The sequence below is a fragment of the Chitinophaga sp. LS1 genome, assembly GCF_034274695.1.
Lineage (GTDB): Bacteria > Bacteroidota > Bacteroidia > Chitinophagales > Chitinophagaceae > Chitinophaga.
On record NZ_CP128362.1, the window covers coordinates 2570902 to 2593011 of the forward strand.

The 22110-nt window shown below is 42.2% G+C and carries 15 protein-coding genes and 2 tRNA genes; 10 read left to right on the forward strand and 7 right to left on the reverse strand.

The genetic code is table 11. The features are described from left to right. Nucleotides 1-53: 53 nt before the first annotated feature. The 6 genes from clpP to QQL36_RS10750 form a co-directional block, all read right to left on the reverse strand. Complete coding sequence (clpP, locus tag QQL36_RS10725) at nucleotides 54-764, reverse strand: ATP-dependent Clp endopeptidase proteolytic subunit ClpP (RefSeq protein ID WP_083724148.1); 711 nt, start codon at nucleotides 762-764, stop codon at nucleotides 54-56. After that, nucleotides 754-2136 carry a trigger factor gene (tig, locus tag QQL36_RS10730; protein WP_321569702.1) on the reverse strand — a complete coding sequence of 461 codons (1383 nt, stop codon included), beginning with the start codon at nucleotides 2134-2136 and terminating at the stop codon, nucleotides 754-756. The genes clpP and tig overlap by 11 nt, the downstream gene beginning before the upstream one ends. Before the next feature lie 174 nt (nucleotides 2137-2310). Further along, nucleotides 2311-2392 (reverse strand) — tRNA-Leu (locus QQL36_RS10735). A 100-nt stretch (nucleotides 2393-2492) separates the two neighbouring features. Continuing rightward, nucleotides 2493-3677: an MFS transporter gene (locus tag QQL36_RS10740; RefSeq protein WP_321569703.1), complete on the reverse strand. Its 1185-nt coding sequence runs from the start codon at nucleotides 3675-3677 to the stop codon at nucleotides 2493-2495. 64 nt (nucleotides 3678-3741) lie between these two features. Beyond that, a complete protein-coding gene (locus QQL36_RS10745; RefSeq protein ID WP_321569704.1) occupies nucleotides 3742-4914 on the reverse strand; it encodes a M20 family metallopeptidase in 1173 nt (390 codons plus the stop codon). Nucleotides 4915-4942: 28 nt separating this feature from the next. Then, entirely contained in the window at nucleotides 4943-5947 is a 1005-nt protein-coding gene (locus QQL36_RS10750; protein WP_321569705.1) for an AraC family transcriptional regulator, read from the reverse strand. 183 nt (nucleotides 5948-6130) lie between these two features. Between QQL36_RS10750 and QQL36_RS10755 the strand changes: the two genes are divergently transcribed. The 3 genes from QQL36_RS10755 to QQL36_RS10765 all read left to right on the forward strand — a co-directional run bounded on the left by QQL36_RS10755 (nucleotide 6131) and on the right by QQL36_RS10765 (nucleotide 8692). Beyond that, complete coding sequence (locus QQL36_RS10755) at nucleotides 6131-6490, forward strand: SnoaL-like domain-containing protein (protein WP_083724156.1); 360 nt, start codon at nucleotides 6131-6133, stop codon at nucleotides 6488-6490. 128 nt (nucleotides 6491-6618) lie between these two features. Next, nucleotides 6619-8541: a gamma-glutamyltransferase family protein gene (locus QQL36_RS10760; RefSeq protein ID WP_321569706.1), complete on the forward strand. Its 1923-nt coding sequence runs from the start codon at nucleotides 6619-6621 to the stop codon at nucleotides 8539-8541. Between the two features lie 77 nt (nucleotides 8542-8618). Next, a tRNA-Ala gene (locus tag QQL36_RS10765) sits at nucleotides 8619-8692 on the forward strand. Between the two features lie 227 nt (nucleotides 8693-8919). Here QQL36_RS10765 and QQL36_RS10770 read toward each other — a convergent pair. Then, entirely contained in the window at nucleotides 8920-9438 is a 519-nt protein-coding gene (locus tag QQL36_RS10770; protein ID WP_321569707.1) for a hypothetical protein, read from the reverse strand. 300 nt (nucleotides 9439-9738) lie between these two features. On the opposite strand from QQL36_RS10770, the gene QQL36_RS10775 reads away from it, so the two are divergent. From QQL36_RS10775 to QQL36_RS10805, 7 genes are all read left to right on the forward strand, one after another. Continuing rightward, nucleotides 9739-12090: a class I SAM-dependent DNA methyltransferase gene (locus tag QQL36_RS10775; protein WP_321569708.1), complete on the forward strand. Its 2352-nt coding sequence runs from the start codon at nucleotides 9739-9741 to the stop codon at nucleotides 12088-12090. Between the two features lie 5 nt (nucleotides 12091-12095). Beyond that, nucleotides 12096-13073, forward strand: a complete 978-nt coding sequence (locus QQL36_RS10780; protein WP_321569709.1) for a PDDEXK nuclease domain-containing protein — start codon at nucleotides 12096-12098, stop codon at nucleotides 13071-13073. Continuing rightward, complete coding sequence (locus QQL36_RS10785; RefSeq protein WP_321569710.1) at nucleotides 13060-14364, forward strand: restriction endonuclease subunit S; 1305 nt, start codon at nucleotides 13060-13062, stop codon at nucleotides 14362-14364. Before QQL36_RS10780 ends, QQL36_RS10785 begins: the two co-directional genes overlap by 14 nt. A 43-nt stretch (nucleotides 14365-14407) precedes the next feature. Further along, a complete protein-coding gene (locus QQL36_RS10790) occupies nucleotides 14408-17512 on the forward strand; it encodes a type I restriction endonuclease subunit R (RefSeq protein ID WP_321569711.1) in 3105 nt (1034 codons plus the stop codon). Between the two features lie 174 nt (nucleotides 17513-17686). Further along, nucleotides 17687-17968 carry a hypothetical protein gene (locus QQL36_RS10795; protein WP_321569712.1) on the forward strand — a complete coding sequence of 94 codons (282 nt, stop codon included), beginning with the start codon at nucleotides 17687-17689 and terminating at the stop codon, nucleotides 17966-17968. Nucleotides 17969-18148: 180 nt separating this feature from the next. Continuing rightward, the gene (locus QQL36_RS10800; protein WP_321569713.1) at nucleotides 18149-18847 is read left to right on the forward strand and encodes a transposase family protein; all 699 of its coding nucleotides are present in this window, start codon (nucleotides 18149-18151) and stop codon (nucleotides 18845-18847) included. A 555-nt stretch (nucleotides 18848-19402) separates the two neighbouring features. Next, nucleotides 19403-21886, forward strand: a complete 2484-nt coding sequence (locus QQL36_RS10805; protein ID WP_321569714.1) for a DEAD/DEAH box helicase — start codon at nucleotides 19403-19405, stop codon at nucleotides 21884-21886. Nucleotides 21887-22110 lie beyond the last annotated feature (224 nt).

Sequence of the window (22110 nt, forward strand, 5' to 3'; positions counted from 1 at the left end):
GTGAAGACACGGTTTCTCTTTCTAAATTTTGCTTCTATAGAATTTACAACTAATTATTGAGGCGTAGTACCGTCCTGCTGCTGTTGTTTTCTAGGGTTCTTGGTGAGTACGTCATCGATGATACCGTATTCTTTTGCTTCATCGGCAGTCATCCAGTAGTCACGATCAGAATCCTTTTCAACTTTCTTTACAGGCTGTCCGCAGTGTCCGGCAATGATTTCGTTCAGCTCTTTTTTCAGCTTTACGAACTCGCGGGCAGTGATCTCGATATCTGAGGTCTGTCCTTCAGCACCGCCATGAGGCTGGTGAATCATTACACGAGCGTGCTTCAGCGCAGTACGTTTGCCTTTAGTACCAGCCACCAGCAGTACGGCGCCAAAAGAAGCGGCCATACCTGTACAGATTGTCGCTACATCAGGAGCGATGATCTGCATGGTGTCATAGATACCTAAACCAGCATATACGCTACCGCCGGGGCTGTTAATATACATCTGTATATCACGGGTACGGTCAGTAGATTCGAGGAACAGCAACTGTGCTGTGATAATATTAGCTACATAGTCATTTACCGGATCGCCCATGAAGATGATGCGGTCCATCATCAAACGGGAAAACACGTCCATAATCGCCATGTTCATCGGGCGTTCCTCGATGATGTTGGGAGTTAAGGCATTGATCTGGTGACGGGTATAGCTATCTACTACCAGGCTACTGATCCCTCTATGCTGGATGGCATATTTCCTGAATTCGTTATTAATGTTCATGATGGTGATGTTTATTAGGTAATTTAGCAAATTCTTCGGCTGTTACTTCCTCTTCCTTCACATTTACCTTTTGTTCTGCCCAATCAAACAGTTTTTGAGTCACCATCTCACGATAGGTCTGATCTACGAATTTTTCATCCTGCAGCAGGCGTTCCAGGTAGCTATCCAGCCAGTCTGCACCATCTGCAGCAGCTGCACCACCAAAATAGCCCATTACTTTCTGTTTGGCGCTTTCCTTCAGTTCATCAAAGGATACGTCCAGTTTATTTTCGCGGATCAGTTTGTCGCTGATCAAAGTCCAGCGTAACTGATGATCAAATCCAGGATATTCTTTTTCGGCTTCTTCAGCAGTTTTTGGCTTTTCGCCACCCTGCTGCAACCAGCGCTTCAGAAATTCTTTGGGCAGTTCAATAGGAGTTTCGTGTACCAGCACCTCGAACAGTTCGTTGTGCAGGTGGTTACGGCTCTCGGAATCCCAGTACTTTTCTATTTCAGATTTCAGTTTCTCACGGAAGGCTTCTTCAGTGGTTACTTCATCTTTAGGGAATACTTCTTTGAAGAATTCTTCATTCAGTTCCCTTTTTTCAATTACTTCAACTTTCTCGATTGTCAGTTTGAAGTAACGTTGTGCATCCGCATCGTTATGACCATGGAAACCAAGGTCGTGCAGGATATCGTGTAAAGCAGCTGCATCAAATGAAGTAGCCAGGAAGAATACGATGCTATCGCCCTTTCCTTTACCCTTCAGCTGTTCCTGGATAGGAGCAGAGAACTGCTTTAACTTAATGGCGTTTTCTTTCTGAATACCACCTTCCAGTACGTTACCTGCTTCGTCGCTCTCTTCGAACTTAACAGTCAGGAAATCATTCTCAGAAGATACTTTTTCAGTTTCTACGTTTTTGCCACCTTTTTCGAGCAGGTTGTCAACCTCTTTGTCCAGCATTTCGCTGGTCACTTTAATTTTATAACGGCTCAGGGTAGTTTTACCTTCCTGCAGTGGAGTTACTTCAAAAGCAGGTTTCAGGCCAATTTCAAAATCGAAGTTATATTCGGTAGGATTGTTATGATCGAAATTTTTAGCTTCCTTTTCCAGAGAAAGTGGCTGAGCGAAGATCTCAACTTTCTCATTCTGCAGGTAGCCTGTGAGTTCTTTCTCTACAGTTTTCAGTATTTCATCCGCGAAGATTGCCGGACCGTGCATTTTTTTCACCATCCCTGCTGGCACCATCCCTTTACGGAAGCCTGGTATATTGGCGGTTTTGCTAAGCTGTTTTACTGCTTTGTCATAATTGGGAAGATAATCTTCCTGGCTCACTTTCACAGTGATCTTATCATTCAATAAACCGATGTTTTCTCTGGTAACGGTTGCCATAATTAATTTTAATAAATGTTCTTGTATGAAGCAATAATAATTCCTGAATTGAAGAATATGCCATGAAGTCACAAAGGCACGAAGGAATGGCAGCTATGTGGGAGTTACTAAGTGACTTAGTGCCTTAATGGCAATATTTTTTATAAGCTGTATGCCGAAATGTATAAAAAAAAGTGCGGGTGGAGGGACTCGAACCCCCATGCCGTGAAGCACCAGATCCTAAGTCTGGCGTGTCTACCAATTTCACCACACCCGCATACACTATTGTGTAAAGAACTACTTCCCCCTGCCTTGACATGCTGTGGAAAGGACGGCAAAGGTATTGTTTTTTATGAATTTAAAAAAAATGTCTGCACTTAAATCAGTGCCTTTTTGGCTGTTGTCGGCCTGAACATATAAAATAAAGTTATATTCACCAGGATAATTATTGTACAGCCCGCACATACTACCGGCCACTGCCCTTGGTTCCAGAGCCATAAGCCGATCGCAGAACCGCCCGCCCCACCAATAAAAGTACTGGTCATATAAACTGTATTAAAACGGTTTCTCGCCTCCTGCTTCAAAGCGTATATAATGGTCTGATTCGTTACCATGATGGATTGATGCCCTACGTCTACCAACACAATTCCGACTAATAGTAATATAATATTGCTCCCTGTAAAGTAAAATGCCCCAAAACTGAGGAGTTCCAGTATTAGACCGATAATAATATTCTTTCCCGGATCCCGGCCATCACTCATCTTACCCACCAGTGGTGCCGCCAGTGCCCCGGCTGCTCCCGCTATGCCAAATAAGCCAATCTGTGCCGAGGTATATTTAAAAGGAGCATTGGAAAGGAACAACACCATGGTCACCCAGAAGGCGCTCAGCACCGCAAAGGAAAGGGCGTTCATTACAGAAGCCTCTCTGAGCCGGGGATGTGTACGGGCATAATGAACCACCGTACGCATCAGTTCTCCATAGTTACTCTTCAGGGTTGGCTGACTATCCGGAAACCGGAAGTACATCAATACCATCAGCACGGTACAGATGCCTGCCGCTATATAATACATCTCCCGCCAGCCAAATAAAGCCCCCACTGTACCACTCACTGACCGGGAAGCCAGGATGCCTACCAGCAAACCACCCATGATGGCACCGATGATGCTCCCTCTTCTATGATCCGGCGCCAGGTGAGCTGCCAGTGGTAATATCAATTGTGGTACTACAGAGGTAATACCGATCAGCAGACTCGCTGCCTGCAATACAAAGAAGTTCTGTGCGGTAGCCGCCAGCAATAGGGCGCCTATCGCCACCAGCGTGGTGATCAGTATCTGTTTTTTACGTTCAAGGATATCGCCCAGCGGTACCAGGAGTAATAACCCCAGTGCATATCCGATCTGGGTGAGGTAGGTGACACGCCCGGCGGCGCTTTCTTTCAGCCCCCATTCTCTGGCGATCAGAACGATGAGGGGTTGACAATAATATATATTAGCGACGATCAATCCGGTACAGGCCGCCATAAACGCGGTGTCTGCTTTTCCAAGGTGCTTTTGTTCCATGACAGGGTAAAATTAGTTATACTAATTCAACACCCAACCGGCCCATCATTTATTTAGACAATAATTACCTGTAATTATCCAACAAACTTATCGCCCCTGTCGCCAGGAATTTAGCGCCATAGGCAATGGCGCCTTCATTGAAGATCACTTTGGGATGGTGCAGATAATACCCGCCACATGTCGGATCCTGTGCGCCCAGCAGGTAAAACATAGAAGGTACTTTCCTGGAATAGTGGGCAAAATCTTCACCTGCCAGCAGCGGTATAACCTCTCTGCTATTGCCGGCACCAAATACGGTATCGAGACTTTGTACAAGTTTGCCATGTACATTGCCGTCGTTCAGTACACTTGGCAGGTTATAGTAGAGGTCGAATCTGATCTTTGCATCATAGGCTATCATCAGTCCTTCAATGATCTTATTGAGTCTGCTGATGATGTCATTGTATGTATCCAGGTCCAGAGACCGGATGGTTCCTTCCAGCACTACTTTGTCAGCAATCACATTCGGTGCTACGCCGCCATTGATTTTGGTGAAGGACAATACGGCTGTTTCCGTAGGAGCAGTATGCCTGGCTACAATCATTTGTGCAGAAGTCACCAGTTGAGCCGCCACAGCCACTGCATCTACACCCAGTTGAGGTGCCGCGCCGGCATGTGCAGCTTTGCCCAGTACTTCGATGCTAAAGAATCCGGTACATGCCAGTGCAGGGCCCAGTGCATAGGTGATCTGACCCACGGGCAATGAAGGATCTACATGCAGCCCCAAAGCGGCCTGTACATCATCGAGGTAACCTTCTTCCACTATTCTGTGAGCACCTGTCATACCTTCAGGATCGCCATTTGGCCCTTCTTCAGAAGGTTGGAACAGGAACCTGACAGTACCCTGGAAGTCTGTATTCTTTAAAAGCGCAGCAGCGCCTATCAGCATAGTCGTATGCAGGTCATGACCACAGGAATGCATTTTGCCGGCTGTCAGTGAGGCAAAGGGTAAACCTGTTTCCTCCTGCATAGGCAAGGCATCCATATCAGCACGGATGGCTACTACAGGGCCATCACCCTTACGCAGGGTGCCAATCACACCTGTACCACGGGCAGCGCCGGTAGTATATGGTATGCCAAGCTGGTCAAGCTCCTGCTTTACCAGTTGAGATGTTTTTTCTTCCTGATAACCCAGTTCAGGGTTGGCATGAATCTGTCTTCTGATCTGTATAAGTCTGGCTGATAATTGCTCGTCCATTTATTCCACTTTTCTTAAGATGATCCTCTCAAGATAAGCGGTTTTTACGATATTCTCTCGGAGAGCAGCGATACCGTTTCCGGAACACGGCCGTGAAGTAGTTCGCTCCTCTGTAGCCGGTATTGTAACTAATTTCCTTGATGCTTAGTGTAGTTTGAGAAAGTAGCGTGGCTGCTTTTTTCATACGCAGGTGTTCGATATACCCTCTGGGGCTGACCCCTAATAGCTCTTTGAAAGCCCGTTCAAAAGTGTTGATATGCATATCTGCTTTCCTGCTCAGATCTGCAATGTTCAGGTGTTGGTGATAGTGATGTTGAATGTACAGGCATACCTGTTTCAGTTTGCCTGCCTGTTCGCCGTTTTGCAGGTATTTAGGCGTAAGGGCGTTGAAATACAGCGTGAGCAGTGATCCCAGTTTTTCTTCTATGTAGGCTAGCTTTTCTTCTTCCTGTATGGGGCATTGCCGCAGGTCCTCCAGTACTTTCAGATCGGCTGCTTCCATTCTGATGGCGGGCAGTGTCGTACCTCTGCGCGCCTGTTTTTGCTGTTGCTGATAGATGTCTTCGAATGAAGGATGCCGGGAAATGAACCTGCTGAAAAAGGTTGGGGAAAAAGAAATACAGATCATCTCATAATTGCCGGACCGCAGGTCGGCCGTATTCTGAGAGTGCGACGGAATGTAATAGATGCCGAATTCTTTTTCAATCAGCATTAGTTTGCCCTGCCCCTGCAGCCGACAGCTGATATTACCTTTCAGGATGCAGTACATGGCCAGCATGGGCGATGGGGTAGAAGGCCGTAACCGTACTTTTTCCCGGATAAAACATTGTTGCCAGCTGATCAGCCAGTCGGGTCCCTTTATTTCCTGAGTAATGTAACTGCCGAAGGGGGCTTCTATATACGTGGTCGCCGAGGTAGGTGATAGCAGATATTGCTTGAATTGCTCCGGCAGATGAGTTGATATACGGATATGCGGCTGCATTTTTTCAGGGATCCCGAAGTGCAGCCCAGGGGGATATTGGTTGGACATCATGTATAATGTTTAACGTGTGATTGTGAGTAAATAGTTTGGGTTAGTATCAGCAAATTAACGAATATGACTGCGGGGGCATTGCATACTCATAGCCTGTTATGTAGCAGCACTGCCGGGCGGGTCATTTAATACTATGGTAATATGCTTATCTTAGCTTTACACGAAAACCAAACCCCAATCGTTATGACTACACAAGAGATCGCCCAGAAACTGGTGGCGTATTGCGCTAAAGGAGAATTCGAGAAAGCTCAGACTGAACTGTATGCCGAGAATGCGGTAAGCATTGAACCTTATTCTACACCTAACTTTGCAAAGGAAACTAAAGGTTTGCCAGCGTTACTGAAAAAGATTAAATTTTTCATGGATGGATTAGACGCGGTGCATAGCATCAAGGTGTCTGAACCATTGGTAGTAGCGAATGCTATTTCTTTTTCTATGGATATGGATGTGGATATGAAAGGACAGGGAAGAATGAATATGGCAGAGATTTGTGTGTATGAAGTGAAAGATGGAAAGGTTGTATCTGAACAGTTTTTCTTCTAAGTAATTTTTCAGCCGGCTCCAAGCCACTGCGCCGAACCAATCGCTTTTATACCGCAGGTATAAAAGCGATTGGTTCGGCTTTTTTCTTTTATTACCTTTCCATTCTACTGTCTAAATCGCATTTGCTTATGAAACGAATATACCTCCTGGTATGCCTCTTTGCTGTTGCCTCGCCTATGCTGGCACAGCAAACACAAAAACCACCTTTGCACGGTAAACACTGGATGGCTGTCACCGGCAAGCCACTGGCTGCTACCGCTGGTTCTATGATATTTCAGAAAGGAGGGAATGCCGTAGATGCTGCCTGCGCTATGTTGGCTGCTACCTGTACCATGTGGGATGTACTCAGCTGGGGTGGCGAAACGCAGGCCCTCATCTACAATCCAAAAACAAAAAAAGTCATTGCCATCAATTCGCTGGGTGTAGCGCCAACCGGTGCCACGCCTGAATTCTTCAAAGGCAAAGGCTATAACTTTCCACCTGAATATGGTCCGCTGGCAGCTGTTACTCCCGGTACTCCCGGAGGTCTTTGCCTCATGCTTGCAAACTATGGTAAACTGAGTCTGAAAGAAGTACTGGCACCTGCCATGGAAATGGCGGCTGGTTACCCGATCGAAGCACAGACCGCCAACAGCATTGAGCGTGCAAAAGAAAGGATCAAAGGCTGGCCATACAGCAAAGCTGTTTTCCTTACACATCCTGGTGAAAAGAGAGAAGCACCCGATGCAGGTGAGATCTTTGTACAAAGAGATCTACTGGCTACGCTTACCAAAATGGTAGAAGCAGAACAGGAAGCACTGCGCAATCATAAAAGCCGTAAGGAAGCGATCATGGCTGCTTACGACCGTTTCTACAAGGGGGATATTGCAAAGGAATTTGTAAGAGGTTGTCAGGAACAGGGTGGTCTCATCACCATGAATGATCTGGCAAAATGGAAGCCTGTAGAAGAAGAACCTTTACATGTAAATTACCGTGGTATAGAAGTATACAAATTACAAGCCTGGACTCAGGGCCCTGCTATGTTGCAAAGCCTGAACATCCTGGAAAATTTCGACCTGAAAAGCATGGGTTACAACTCTTCCCAATACATCAACACCGTATACCAAACCATGAGTCTTGCCTTTGCAGATCGTGATTTCTACTATGGTGACCCTGCTTTTTCTCCTAAATTACCAATGGATGGTTTGCTGAGTAAAGCCTATGCAAAAGACAGGGCGAAACTGATCAATCCATCACAGAACGAACCTAAGTTAGGGCCTGGTGATCCATATGTGTACGAAGGGAAAAAGAATCCATTCACAGATTTGCTGAATGTGCATAATGCCCTCTCTGATACATCTATCAATCTGAACAAAGGTTTCCTGCCTAAACACGATGCTGCTGTCATCCTGAATTCACCTGTTACTGATCAGATGATGGCGATGAATGATAGCACTTATATGGACAGATTATGGAGAGGTACTACCAGTGTGGAAGCCGCTGACGAAGAAGGCTGGGTAGTGTCTGTAACCCCTAGTGGTGGCTGGACACCGGCATGCATTGCAGGTCATACAGGTGTAGGTATGAGTCAGCGTATGCAATCATTTGTGTTGGATTCTGCGGTATGCCCTTTCAATGTGGTCGCTCCCGGCAAGCGCCCCCGCGTTACTTTAACACCTAGTTTAGCGCTGAAAGATGGTAAACCATTTCTTTCCTTCGCAGTACAGGGGGGTGATACCCAGGATCAGAACCTCTTACAGTTCTTCCTCGATATAGTGGAATTTGGAATGACGATACAGCAGGCTACTGAAGCTGCGAATATCAATACGAACCAGTTGTGGTTATCCCTCGGTGGTACCCAGGCAAAAGATCGTATCCCTCATCCGGGAGAGATCCTGTTGAATAAAAACACACCTGACAGTGTGCGTACGACCCTGATCAATATGGGGTACAAGCCTACTTACGGTGAGCGTACCAGTGGTCCGGTAAATGCTATTTTCCTTGACAGGGAACATGGTAGTTTATGGGGTGGTAGTAGCAACCATGGGGAGGATTATGGCATTGGCTGGTAAATTTCCAGCCATGCCGGCAATCGCAAAAAAAAGTTGGCAAATTCCAGAAATATTTTACATTTGCAACCTTGATTGCAGGGGAATTAGCTCAGTTGGCTAGAGCGCTTGCATGGCATGCAAGAGGTCACCGGTTCGACTCCGGTATTCTCCACTAAATTCAAAAGCCTTAAAATGTTTATCAGTAAGCATTTTAAGGCTTTTTTGTTTTTTATAAGTTTGTTTTCTTTTCCTGATACTCATACAAAATACCTGCCCTTTCACCTGCAAAACTGGTTAGAAATGGGTCAGCTTTTAAAAGCAACCAAGGGCGAAATCAACATTACCAACTTTGAAGGTCGTATTCGACTAAGATGGAGTTTTGAAGGATAACGTTATTCCCTAAACCTCCGATATTGCATCATGCAAAGTGACAATGGCCTGTAGGAACTGGTTTACAGCGGTTTTTGCCAGAGAATTACAAACTATAGTTGCTTCTACGGCATTACTATGTTGTTTATAATTTCCTTTATGCCACTCGTCTTTATGACTGTGTTTCATAAGAATATTGTGCAGGCTCTTAATAGTGCTTTCGGTTACTCTCATTTCCTCATAAGAATCCGAAATGATATCTAACGCATTAAAATAACCTGCAACCTCCTGGGAATCCCTATCTTCTAATTTAGATACGCTTAATTTATCAATCAGCACCTTTACTTCATCATCTGACATTCTGGAGCCTTCTATTCTTGTAGAAGCGCCAACACTTCTGACAGTTGCGATTGATTTTAACTGTTTTAGGTTTTGTCTTTCTCTTTTCTCAATGGCCGTCCATGAAGCATCAAAGCGGTCTAATTTGCTTATTGCACTGATCAGTTGCCAGTCTGGTTTCAACTGAAATGTATGCACCTGGTTTTCCATTATGTGAATATAAACTATTTTAATTAAATGAGACGATATGAGACGAATGGAGATCTAAAATGAGACGATTGTTTAATACAATTTGAGACGATATGAGACGAATGGAGACTTCCAGTAATCCTAAAGCTGATTTTACTAAATTATTTAATACCTCAAAACTCTCCAAACATTGATATCTCCCCCCATCAGTTATTTACCTCTTCATTACCAGTGCCTTACTACTATCAATAGAAAAATTCCTATACTTGCTTAAGGTTTTACTGTTTAAACATTTTAATAAGAAATCAGGAATTTATCATAATGAATCAATCTGTTCATAACAAACTTGTTTCTTTTATCTGGAGTGTGGCAGATGACTGCTTACGCGATGTATATAACCGTGGTAAATACCGCGATGTAATTTTGCCAATGGTAGTATTGCGTCGGTTGGATGCGCTGTTGGAACCCACCAAACAGAAGGTGTGGGATGAAATGTCTTTTCAGCGCGATGAAGCGGGCTTTACCGAATGGGATGAAGCCGGGTTAAGGGAAGCTTCCGGTTATGTATTTTATAATACGAGCGAATGGACATTACAGCGACTGAAAGATACGGCCTCCAATAGTCAGCAGTTATTAATCGGCAATTTTGAAGATTACCTCAATGGCTTTAGTCAGAATGTAAAGGAGATTATTGACAACTTTAAGTTGCGTACGCAGATTCGGCATATGGCTGTAAAGGACGTATTGCTGAATGTCTTGGAAAAATTCACCTCTCCTTATATCAACCTTACACCCTTTGATAAACTGGATCCTGATGGCCGTAAATTGCCGGCGCTTTCCAACCTGGGTATGGGATACGTGTTTGAAGAGTTAATCCGGAAGTTCAATGAAGAAAATAACGAAGAAGCCGGAGAACACTTTACGCCAAGAGAAGTTATTGATCTGATGACGCATCTGGTGTTTGAACCGGTTAAGGATCAATTGCCTCCTGTAATGACTATCTACGATCCTGCCTGCGGCAGTGGTGGCATGCTTACCGAATCACAGAATTTTATTAAAGACCAGGAAGGTATAATCCGGGCTAGCGGTGATGTGCATTTATATGGCAAGGAAATTAATGATGAAACCTATGCCATTTGCAAAAGTGATATGATGATCAAGGGCAATGATCCGCAGAACATACGCCTGGGAAGTACCTTAAGTACCGATGAATTTGCCGGCACGCATTTCAATTTCATGCTCAGCAACCCGCCTTACGGTAAAAGCTGGGCTAGTGAACAGAAAAATATTAAGGATGGTAAAGATGTGATAGATGGGCGGTTTAAAATAAAATTGGATGATTATTGGGGTAATACAGAAGCAGTGGATGCTACTCCACGCTCGTCCGACGGGCAGCTATTGTTTTTGATGGAGATGATCAGCAAAATGAAACCTTTACGCCAAAGCCCTATTGGCAGCCGCATTGCCAGCGTTCATAATGGAAGCAGCCTGTTTACGGGTGATGCAGGTAGTGGAGAAAGCAATATCCGCCGGTATATTATTGAAAATGATTGGCTCGAAGCTATTATTCAACTACCTAATAACCTCTTCTATAACACAGGCATCACTACTTACATCTGGTTGCTAAGCAACAACAAGCCTGCCCATCGTAAAGGCAAGGTACAGTTGATAGATGCCAGCCAACGCTATCGTAAACTACGCAAGAACCTGGGCAATAAAAACTGTGAATTTGCTCCTGAGCATATACGGGAAATAGTAGACGTATATAAGCAAATGCTGATCATAGACCGGAACACTGAGGAAGATGTCGCCAGCCAGGTATTTGATAATGCAGATCTGGGATATCATAAAGTTACCATAGAAAGGCCTAAAAGGCTTAAAGCACAGTTTACGGCAGATAGGATTGCTACTCTACGCTTTGATAAGGGACTTCGTGAACCTATGGAATGGGCTTATGAGCAGTTTGGAGAGGAAGTTTATACCCAACTGCAAAAATATGAGAAAGCCATTATTGACTGGTGCGAAAAGGAGGAACTGAACCTGAGCCCCAAGCTGCAGAAAGCATTGGTAAGTCCGGCGCTTTGGCAGAAAGGCTTGGATCTGATAGCCACTGCCACCAGGTTAATGAGCCTTATTGGCACTGAGGAACATAACGACTTTAATTTATTCACTGCACGTGTAGACGAGACGTTAAAGGCGGAACAGATAAAGTTATCAGCCACTGAAAAGAATACTATTTTAAATGCCATAAGTTGGTATCATGCTGAAGCGGAGAAAGTGGTAAAAAGCAGGCAAAAGCTGAGTGCAGATAATCTGAAGCAACTACTTATCAGGTTAGGTTGTACCCGGGAAGAACTGCACCATTATGGCTGGTTTTCTTATGGTAAGCACGGTGAATACATACAATATGAAACGGAAAGCGATTTAAGAGATACGGAGAATGTGCCATTAAAGGATAACATATACAGCTACTTTCTGAAGGAAGTACTGCCGCATGTACCGGAAGCCTGGATAAACCTTGACACTATCAAAATAGGCTACGAGATTAGCTTTAATAAATATTTCTATCGTCATAAGCCTTTGCGTAGCCTGGAAGAGATTACTGCAGATATTCTGGCGTTGGAAAAGGAAAGTGACGGGCTGATCCAGGAAATTCTTAATTTCTCCCATTAACCGCTATGGAACTACAAAATCACCTTTTTAATACCATTGCCCAGGTGATCAGCAACGCCAGGCAAACAGCCTACCGGAACGTTAACAGCATTATGCTGCGCATGTATTGGGAAATAGGCAGGCTGATAGTGGAAGATGAGCAGCAGGGGCGTGAGAAGGCACAATACGGAAAGGCATCTCTTAAAAACCTTGCCGGGCAATTAAGCCTGGAGTTTGGAAAAGGGTTTGATGAAAGGAATCTGAACAATATGCGGGCCTATTACCGCTCTTTCCCAATTTGGAACGCAGTGCGTACCGAATTGAGCTGGACACACTACCGGCTCATAAGTCGCGTGGAGGACGAAAGCCATCGACAACAATATATACAATTGAGTATTGATAACCAGTGGGATACACGTACGCTGCAAAGAAATATCCAATCTCAGTACCTGAATCGCACGCTGGCGCCGGTTACTGCGCAACCACAGCCTCATCAGTTTATTAAAGATCCTTATATTTTCGAGTTCCTGAACCTGCCATCTGATGTCCGCCAAACAGAAAGCACGATAGAGGCGGCATTGATTAATCACCTCCGGGAATTTTTGATGGAAATGGGTAAAGGTTTCGCTTTTGTTGCCCGTCAACAGCATATCGTAACAGATACGGCAGATTTTTATATAGATCTTGTCTTTTATAATTACTACCTGAAGTGCTTTGTACTGGTAGATTTGAAAACAGGAAAACTGGGCCATGGAGATATTGGGCAGATGGACATGTATGTACGCATGTATAACGATTTGAAAAAGCAGGCAGATGATAACCCTACTATCGGCATTATCCTTTGCACCGAAAAAGACGAAACAATTGTGAAATATTCGGTATTGGCTGAAAACGAATACCTCTTTGCAAGTAAGTACCGCCTATACCTGCCCAAAGAGGAAGAACTGAAACAATTAATTGAACAGGACCGTATAACGTTGGAATTAGATCATGAGAACAAATAAATTGAAAAGATATGATGCTTATATGGCGAGTGGAGTGGAGTGGTTGGGGGAGATTCCGGAGCATTGGGAGACGATTTCGAATAGGCATGTTTTCAAAATAAAGAAGAATCTAGTTGGTAAACTTTCTTATAAATATGATCTTCTTTCGCTAACACTTTCTGGTGTTATAAAAAGAGATATGGAAAACCCAACAGGAAAATTTCCAGCTGAATTTGATACTTATCAAGAAGTTTCTAAAGGAGATTTTGTTTTTTGTCTTTTCGATGTTGAGGAAACCCCAAGAACAATTGGTTTGTCACAACACAATGGGATGATTACCGGAGCATATACAGTAATGCAAGCGGCTTCAATATTTAATGCTCCATTTTTGTTCTATTTTTATTATAATCATGATCAAAGTAAATCTTTAAGACATCTTTACACTGGGTTAAGAAATACCATTTCGAAAGAAAAGTTTCTTGCCTATAAAACATTTATTCCTCCTTTCTCCGAGCAAACTGCCATTGCCCAATTTTTAGACACCAAAACAGCATTAATAGACAAAGCTATTGAGCTAAAAGAGAAGCAAATTGCCTTATTGAAAGAACGCCGTCAGGCAATCATTCACCAGGCAGTTACCAAAGGGCTGAATCCTGATGTGCCGATGAAAGATAGTGGAATTGACTGGGTTGGACAGATTCCGGCACATTGGGAGGTTAAAAAGCTGAAATATGTGTTTGATTTTATCGGGGGCGGCACCCCGAGTAAAGAACGTTTAGATTATTGGAATGGTGATATTCCATGGGTTTCACCTAAAGACATGAAATCAGATAAAATTAAGGTAACTGAGGAATTTTTGACATGCAAGGGATTAAAAAACTGCCCTTCAAGCTTGCTTACGAGTAATTCATTGATAATGGTTGTTCGCTCAGGTATATTAAAGAGAGTTGTACCGGTGGCCATAACTAAAGTAGAAGTCGCTATAAATCAAGATATGAAGGCATTTATACCACTTGGCGAAGTTTTGCCCAATTTCATGTTTTTTTTTATCAAGGGGAATGAGATCTTTCTAAAAAACGACTGGGTGAAACAAGGAGCAACAGTAGAAAGTATAGAAATGGAGCTTTTGAGAAATTTCAGCATAGCATACCCTCCATACACAGAGCAAAATCAAATCATTGATCATGTAAGAGTTCTTTCTACAGAGATTGAAAAAATCTTATTACTAATAGAACAAGAAATCGAAAAACTCAAAGAATACAAAGCAAGCCTTATCAACAGCGCCGTCACAGGTAAAATAAAAGTTACCTGAATAAGCTGAAAGAAACACACGTATCACCCCTAATTAATATCACATGCCCAGTCAAACCAATGAACAAGCGTTGGAGGACGCCATTGAAAAGTGCTTAACCGGAATTATCTCACGCAAAAGCAACGCTAATGAAGAAGCTGAAAATGCCGCTCCTTATGGAAACGGTCATGGCTTCTATGTAGGCTACCCTCATGAGTTTGATGCACGCTACGCAATTGACAAATCAAGGTTATGGCATTTTCTGGAAAACACCCAGCAGGAGGAACTGGCCAAACTGCAAAAGCAAGGTGACTGGCAATTAAAGATATTGGAAAGAATTGACCGCATGGTCAAAAAATATGGGGTACTGAGACTGTTACGTAAGGGGTTAGATGTAGATGATGCGCATTTCACGCTTTTCTATGTAGCTCCTTTAGCGAGCAGCAGCCAGAGCCTGAAAGATAATTTTGAAAAAAACGAGTTCAGCGTTACACGACAGTTATGTTATTCCGCCAGCAACCTGGCAGAGGAAATAGACATGGTACTGTTTATAAACGGTCTGCCTTTAATTACCATGGAGTTGAAAAATCCATGGACAGGGCAGACTGCAAGATCAGATGGCCAACATCAATACCGTCATAAAAGGGATAATACGCAACCCCTGTTACAATTCGGGCGTTGTATTGTACATTTCACTGTAGATACTGATGAAGTATATATGACTACCCGGCTGGCCGGCCCGGATACATTTTTCCTTCCTTTTAACAAAGGTCATAATTATGGTAAGGGCAACCCACCGAATCCTTTCGGACATCGGACCGCTTATTTATGGGAAGAAGTTCTTTCCCGCTACAGTCTGGCAAACATCATACAGCACTTTGTCCGTATAGATGGGAAAGATAGCGATCCGCTTGCAAAGAAGAACCTGTATTTTCCCCGTTATCACCAGCTGGATGTAGTGCGTAAGCTCGTAAACGATGCTTCGGTAAAGGGAGTGGGCCAAACATACCTGATACAGCATTCAGCCGGTTCCGGTAAAAGTAACTCTATCACCTGGGCTGCATACCAGTTAATAGAAACTTACCCCACCAGTGAGCAAACGCCAGGTGGAAAAGGTTTCAGTCAGCCCTTGTTCGATTCTGTAATTGTAGTGACCGACCGCCGCCTGCTTGATAAACAGTTAAGAGAAAACATTCGTGAGTTCTCAGAAATAAGAAATATTGTAGCACCAGCCTACTCTTCCAAAGAACTCAAAGAAAACCTGGAAAGTGGTAAACGTATAATTATTACTACTATCCAGAAATTTCCATTCATTATTGATGGTATCGCCGATTTAAGTAACCGGAACTTTGCGGTTATTATTGATGAAGCCCATAGTTCCCAAAGTGGCCTGGCTGCAGACAATATGAACAGGGTAATGGGTAATGCTGCAGATAATGAAGAGGAAGACGAGGATGATTCACAGGATAAAGTGTTGAGAGCAATGAACAACCGCAAGATGAGAGGCAATGCCTCCTACTTTGCCTTTACTGCTACACCTAAAAACGCTACCCTGGAAAAGTTTGGCAGTTTACAGGAAGACGGGAAGTTCAAGCCTTTTCACCTGTATTCTATGAAACAGGCCATTGAAGAAGGTTTTATCCTGGATGTGCTGGCCAATTATACTACTTACAGAAGTTATTACGAGATAGAAAAATCTATAGAAGACAATCCACTTTTTGAAACCGCGAAAGCACAAAAAAAGCTAAAAGCATTTGTAGAGCGCAACCCCCAAACAATAGCAACCAAGGCTGAAATTATGTTGGATCACTTCATTACCAAAGTGGTTACACCTAAAAAATTAAAAGGAAAGGCCAAAGCAATGGTTGTAACCCAAAGTATTGAAAGTGCTATCCGGTATTATTTTGCCTTGCACAAACTATTAGAACAGAAGGGCAGCCCATTTCGAATAGCTATTGCTTTTTCCGGTAAAAAAATTGTGGATGGTATTGAGTATACGGAAGAAACCACCAATCAATTTCCCGCGCACCTGGATACTGCTAAACCTACCGACCCCGGTTATATTGCAGATACCATAGCGCGTTATTTTAATATGGACGATTACCGCATACTAGTGGTGGCTAACAAATATCTGACTGGTTTTGACCAGCCTAAGCTGAGCACGATGTATGTAGATAAAAAGTTGCAGGATGTGCTGGCGGTACAGGCTTTATCAAGGCTAAACCGTGCTGCTGACAAGCTGGGGAAAAAAACGGAAGATTTGTTTGTGCTCGACTTTTTCAATTCTACAGAAGAGATTAAAACATCTTTTGATCCTTTTTATACAGCCACCTCTTTAAGCAAGGCTACTGATGTAAATGTATTGCACGAGCTGAAGGCTTATCTGGATGATGCAAGCGTATATGAATGGAGTGAGGTAGAAGATTTCACTACCCGGTATTTTAATAAAGAGGATGCTGATACGGTATTAAGTCCCATCATTCAATTAGGAGAAGAACGATTTAATCACGAGCTGGGCCTGGAAGAAAGCGCCAAAGCAGATTTCAAGATCAAGGCCAAACAGTTTGTAAAAATCTATGGCCAGATGGCTGCCATTATACCATTTGAAGTACGCAAATGGGAATTATTGTTCTGGTACCTTAAATTTCTAATACCAAAGTTGATTATCGTAGATCGCGAAGCCGATGCGTTAGATGAACTATTGAATGCGGTAGATTTATCTACTTATGGACTGGAAAGGGTTAAATTAAATGTTTCAATTGGGTTAGATCAGAGCGAGACAGAACTTGATCCACAGAATGCTAACCCTAGAAGTGCACATAATGCAGGTGGAGCAGAAGATCCTTTAGACGTAATTATTCGCAGCTTTAACGAGCGCCATTTTCATGGATGGGAAGCCACCCTAGAAGAACAGCGGGTAAAATTTGTATCGCTTGCCCAAAAGCTTCAGGCACATCCTGACTTTCAAACGAAGGTGGTCAATAACCCTGATATACAAACACAGGATCTTGCGTTTAAAAAGTTATTGGAAGAGGTAATAGCAGAACAGCGTAAAAAGGAACTGGATTTATACCGCTTATATTCCAAAGATGAAGCTTTCAAACAGGCTTTTATAGATACCATGCGGCGTTTATCTATGAATAATAAAGGTAATCGTTGGGTGTTATAATATTTTTCTATTCGAAAAACAGTTGGAAAATCCAATTTACCTGATATCTTACCAAATAGGCATATGATCATATAAATAGTCAATTGCGTAATGATATTTTCATTAATTCAAACACATTCTTTTAGCCTTAATAAACTCCACGAATATGTTTCACTTAACTAAAACTTTTCGCTTATGTCCCATATGATCTATGAAGATTATAGAAAATCTGCTCTAAAACATTTAAAAACATGCGAGTTTATGCTCGAAAACTTAGATAAAATACCGGCAGTTGACAATCTTGATGGTTTAAGTAAGGAGGAATGGAAAAATCATGTTCTTAGAAACATATTCTATTTAACAGGATATGCGGCTGAAGGAATTATTAATTATTGCATTTATAAACTTGCATATGGTATTCGAGGAAACAATTTAGACATAGAACGTTTAAATATGAAGTTGTTTAAACTTATTTAGGTAAAAAAAGAAGAGTCCCAGGAATTGTAGATTTTTGATTTGCGAAAAAAAAGGAACTACTCTGGGACTCATAGACGAAGATAAAATAAGAGAATGGATATTACCACATTTAAGTAAGGGAAAGCGAGGTTTAAGCCGAGAATATGTCTGGTAAAAGTGGTACAGCTAATCTTAAAGCGTATGAAAACTGGGTGCCAGTGGCGGGAACTAAGTGTTCGGGAGTACATAGAAGCTCCCAAAGTAAGCTGGCAGCATATATATTACTATTTCAATAAATGGAGTAAAGATGAATCATTCAAGGCAGCCTGGAAAGCGCTATTGTCAAGCCACAAACAGCTCCTGGACTTATCGTGCGCCCAACTTGATGGTAGTCATACACCGGCTAAACGGGGAGGAGAACAGGTGGGATACCAGGGCAGAAAGGCCTGTAAGACAACTAACAGTTTGTATTTGAGCGATAACAATGGCCAAATACTGTCGGTAGGTAGTCCGCAAAGTGGGGAACATAATGATTTGTATGAGATCAGTAGCATTTTTGAAAAAATGATCAGTTTATTGGAGGAAGCGGGTATTAACAGTAGCGGCGTTTTTTTGAATGCAGATCCTGGTTTTGACAGTGAGGAGCTACGGAAGGCTTGTGATATAAAAGAAATAGAGCTAAATGTGAAACCCAATAAGCGTAACGGCAAAACCGCCAGTGAGGAGTATAGATATTTTGATGACCAATTGTACAAAAGGAGAACAAAAATTGAGCATGCCAATGCCTGGTTAGACGCGTTTAAAGCTCTATCTGTTCGCTATGAAACAAAAGTATTCACATGGATGGGGTTACATTGGCTTGCTCTTATTACATTATTCTGTCGAAAATTAAAAGTTTAAACAACTTCTATAATAAATACTTGGCCAAGCACTCGGCCTCACCGTTCCAGTGGAATATGTTTCAGGTTGCCAATTCCAGTGCCAACTACGATTTTTTACGATTATATAATTAGTAATCATAATTATGCAGCAAATAAGGACTACATAGTTAGGAAAGTGGGAATTGCTGCGTTTACTGCATTTAATGGCCAATAAATTTGGCCACCCTTTCTATTAATATTCTAACTGTTCCCTCAGATACACTATATTTTTCATTATACCGAGCTTCTGAATATGCCCTATTTAATATAATACAGAGCTCCGTTTCCTCATTAGTTACACAAGGCAAGACATGGATTTCGAGCAATGTTATCAAAAGTCTGTCGTTTTTGAAGATGACAGGGTTAAAATAAGAACGCTTCATAAAGACTCCCCTTTTCTCTTTTTGTTCACCCGGATAAAAATTTCTGAATATTCGGCTTTTTACAGCATTTTTTCTAATTCGTTAATTATTTGTCCTATACCAGCACAAACTCCTATATTCTCTCTATTTTTATTACCCATAAATCCCGTCAAATGTCAATATCCAAAAAACAACCAACCGCCAGGAAAAGGGTAAACAAGAAAAAACAGGCGCTCCCATTACACGTTTCGCATACCCGTAAACCGGATAACCTGACAGATAAAGAATGGCAAACAATTTTGCGTCGTCAGATAGCAGAAAAGGAGACATTCACTATAGAAAACCTTGACCAGGAACCTATATATAGCAATTATCGTGTGTTTAGTGCAAAATCAGGAAATACCTATAAAGTAGCTTTACGCAGTAAAGATAATAGCCTGAATTTTTGCTCCTGCCTGGATTTCAAAACAAACCAGTTAGGCACATGTAAGCATATCGAAGCTGTTCGCTTATTCGCAGGCAAAAAGCGAGGTATGAAAAAACTGCTGGATGTTTTACCGGTACTCTCTTATTCATCCATGTATGTATCTTACACAGGAGAACAAAAAGTGAAACTGCGCATCGGAACAGAAGGTGAAAAAAAGTTTAAGAACTGGAGCAGGAAATATTTTGATAGAGACAATACACTACTTCCTGCTGCATATTTTGATATAGAGCAATTGTTGCTGGAAGCTCATAAAATAAATGCCCAATTCCGTTGCTACGATGATGCCTTACAACTAATCATTAAATATCGGGAGAAGCACAACCGGAAAGCATTATTAGAAGAAAAAGGGGACCAATTGCTGAAAGATCTCGTAAATGTGTCCCTGTTCCCTTATCAGCAGGAAGGTATACTATTTGCTACCAGGGCTGGCCGATCTATTCTTGCAGATGATATGGGACTCGGTAAAACAGTACAGGGTATTGCATGGGCAATGCTCCTACAGCAACATCTAAATACACATAAAGTGCTGATTATCTGCCCCACTTCATTAAAATATCAATGGAAAACTGAAATAGAAAAATTTACTGGTCGTTCTGTTACAGTTATAGAAGGTAATGCACTAACCAGGCGGGCTTTGTATGAAAATGATGAAAACTATTTCATGATTGTTAGCTATCATATGGCAGGTAATGATTGGCATTACATTAATCAGATGAATCCTGATGCTGTAATTCTGGATGAAGCACAACGTATCAAAAACTGGAAAGCAAAAATTTCGCAACACATCAAACGTATCCAGTCCCCCTATGCGCTGATTCTTACAGGTACACCACTTGAGAATAATATTGAAGAACTGTATTCGCTGGTTCAATATATTGACCCATTCCAGTTGGGGTCCTTACATCATTTCCTAAGAAAACACCAGTTAACTGATACCGATACCGGAAAAGTTACCGGCTATAAAGGCCTTAATGAAATTGGTAAACAACTTGCTGATATTGTGTTGCGTCGCACTAAGAAAGAAGTGCTTAAACAGTTACCCGGAAGGATGGATAAAACACTGTTTGTACCACTAACACCACCCCAACAGGATTTACATAAAGAATATGCAGACGCGGTAGCTCAACTGGTAAATAAATGGAAGCGTTTCGGTTTTCTAAATGAACAGGACAGACAGCGAATGTTAAACTATCTGAATTTGATGCGCATGGTTTGTGACAGCACCTATATTATTGATCAGAAAACCAATCATCAAACCAAACTGGATGAATTGTTTAATATTTTGGATGAGCTGTTTCTAATAGAGGATGAAAAAGTGGTCATTTTTAGCCAGTGGGAAAGAATGACACGTCTTATTGCTGAAAGACTAAAAGAGCGCGGGGTGAAATTTGAAAACCTTCACGGAGGAGTACCCAGTAAACGACGGGAGTCGTTGTTTGAGAATTTTAATAATGATGCACAGTGTAAAGTTTTTCTTTCTACTGATGCTGGCGGAGTAGGACTTAACCTACAGGCTGCCTCATATCTTATTAATATGGATATTCCCTGGAATCCTGCAGTACTTGAACAACGAATTGCCCGTATTTATCGCATGGGGCAAAAGAAAAACGTATCCATCATTAATCTGGTTGCGCAGGAAACGATCGAACACAGGATGCTGTCTGTATTAAAGTTTAAAAGTGCTGTTGCCGCTGGTGTATTGGATAATGGCGAGGATTGTATTTTCCTGGGTGATGACAAGTTTAAACAATTCATGCAGTCTGTAGAAACACTTACACAGGAGATATCACAAACCATCACCTCTTTCGATACACAGGAGCAGGAAGAAATAGCAACACAATATAATAAAACAGAGAAAGATGCAGACGATAATAACATGATTGAAAGACTGGAAAATGAGTCTTTACAACAGCCGGCAGTCAAAATAATGACGACGGATGATCCCCGGGAAGAAACGGCTGCTACAATAGTTCAACATGGTATGAACTTCTTTACACAACTAATAAATACCTTAAGTAATCAGGATGCTGTAGAAAAACTGACTGCAACGATTACTGAAACAGACCAAACTACTGGTCAAACATATCTGAAACTACCAATTGAGAGTAAGCAAACCGTTGAAAAAGCGCTACACTTATTAAGCGGTTTATTTAAAGCATTTGACAAATGATGTTGCCTGTGCTTGACCTTTTCGCTTGTGAGGTCGTTGGTGAATCTATGAATCGCATTATTCCTGATAGATCAATCTGTCTTTTCAGAAAGTATGAAAGCGGATCACGAAATGGAAAAATAGTCCTGGTACAATATAACAGTCTTCCAGCTGAAGGCTTAGCGGGAGGGTATACAGTTAAAGAATATAGAAGTACAAAGCAACATAAAGAAGAGCAGTGGAGC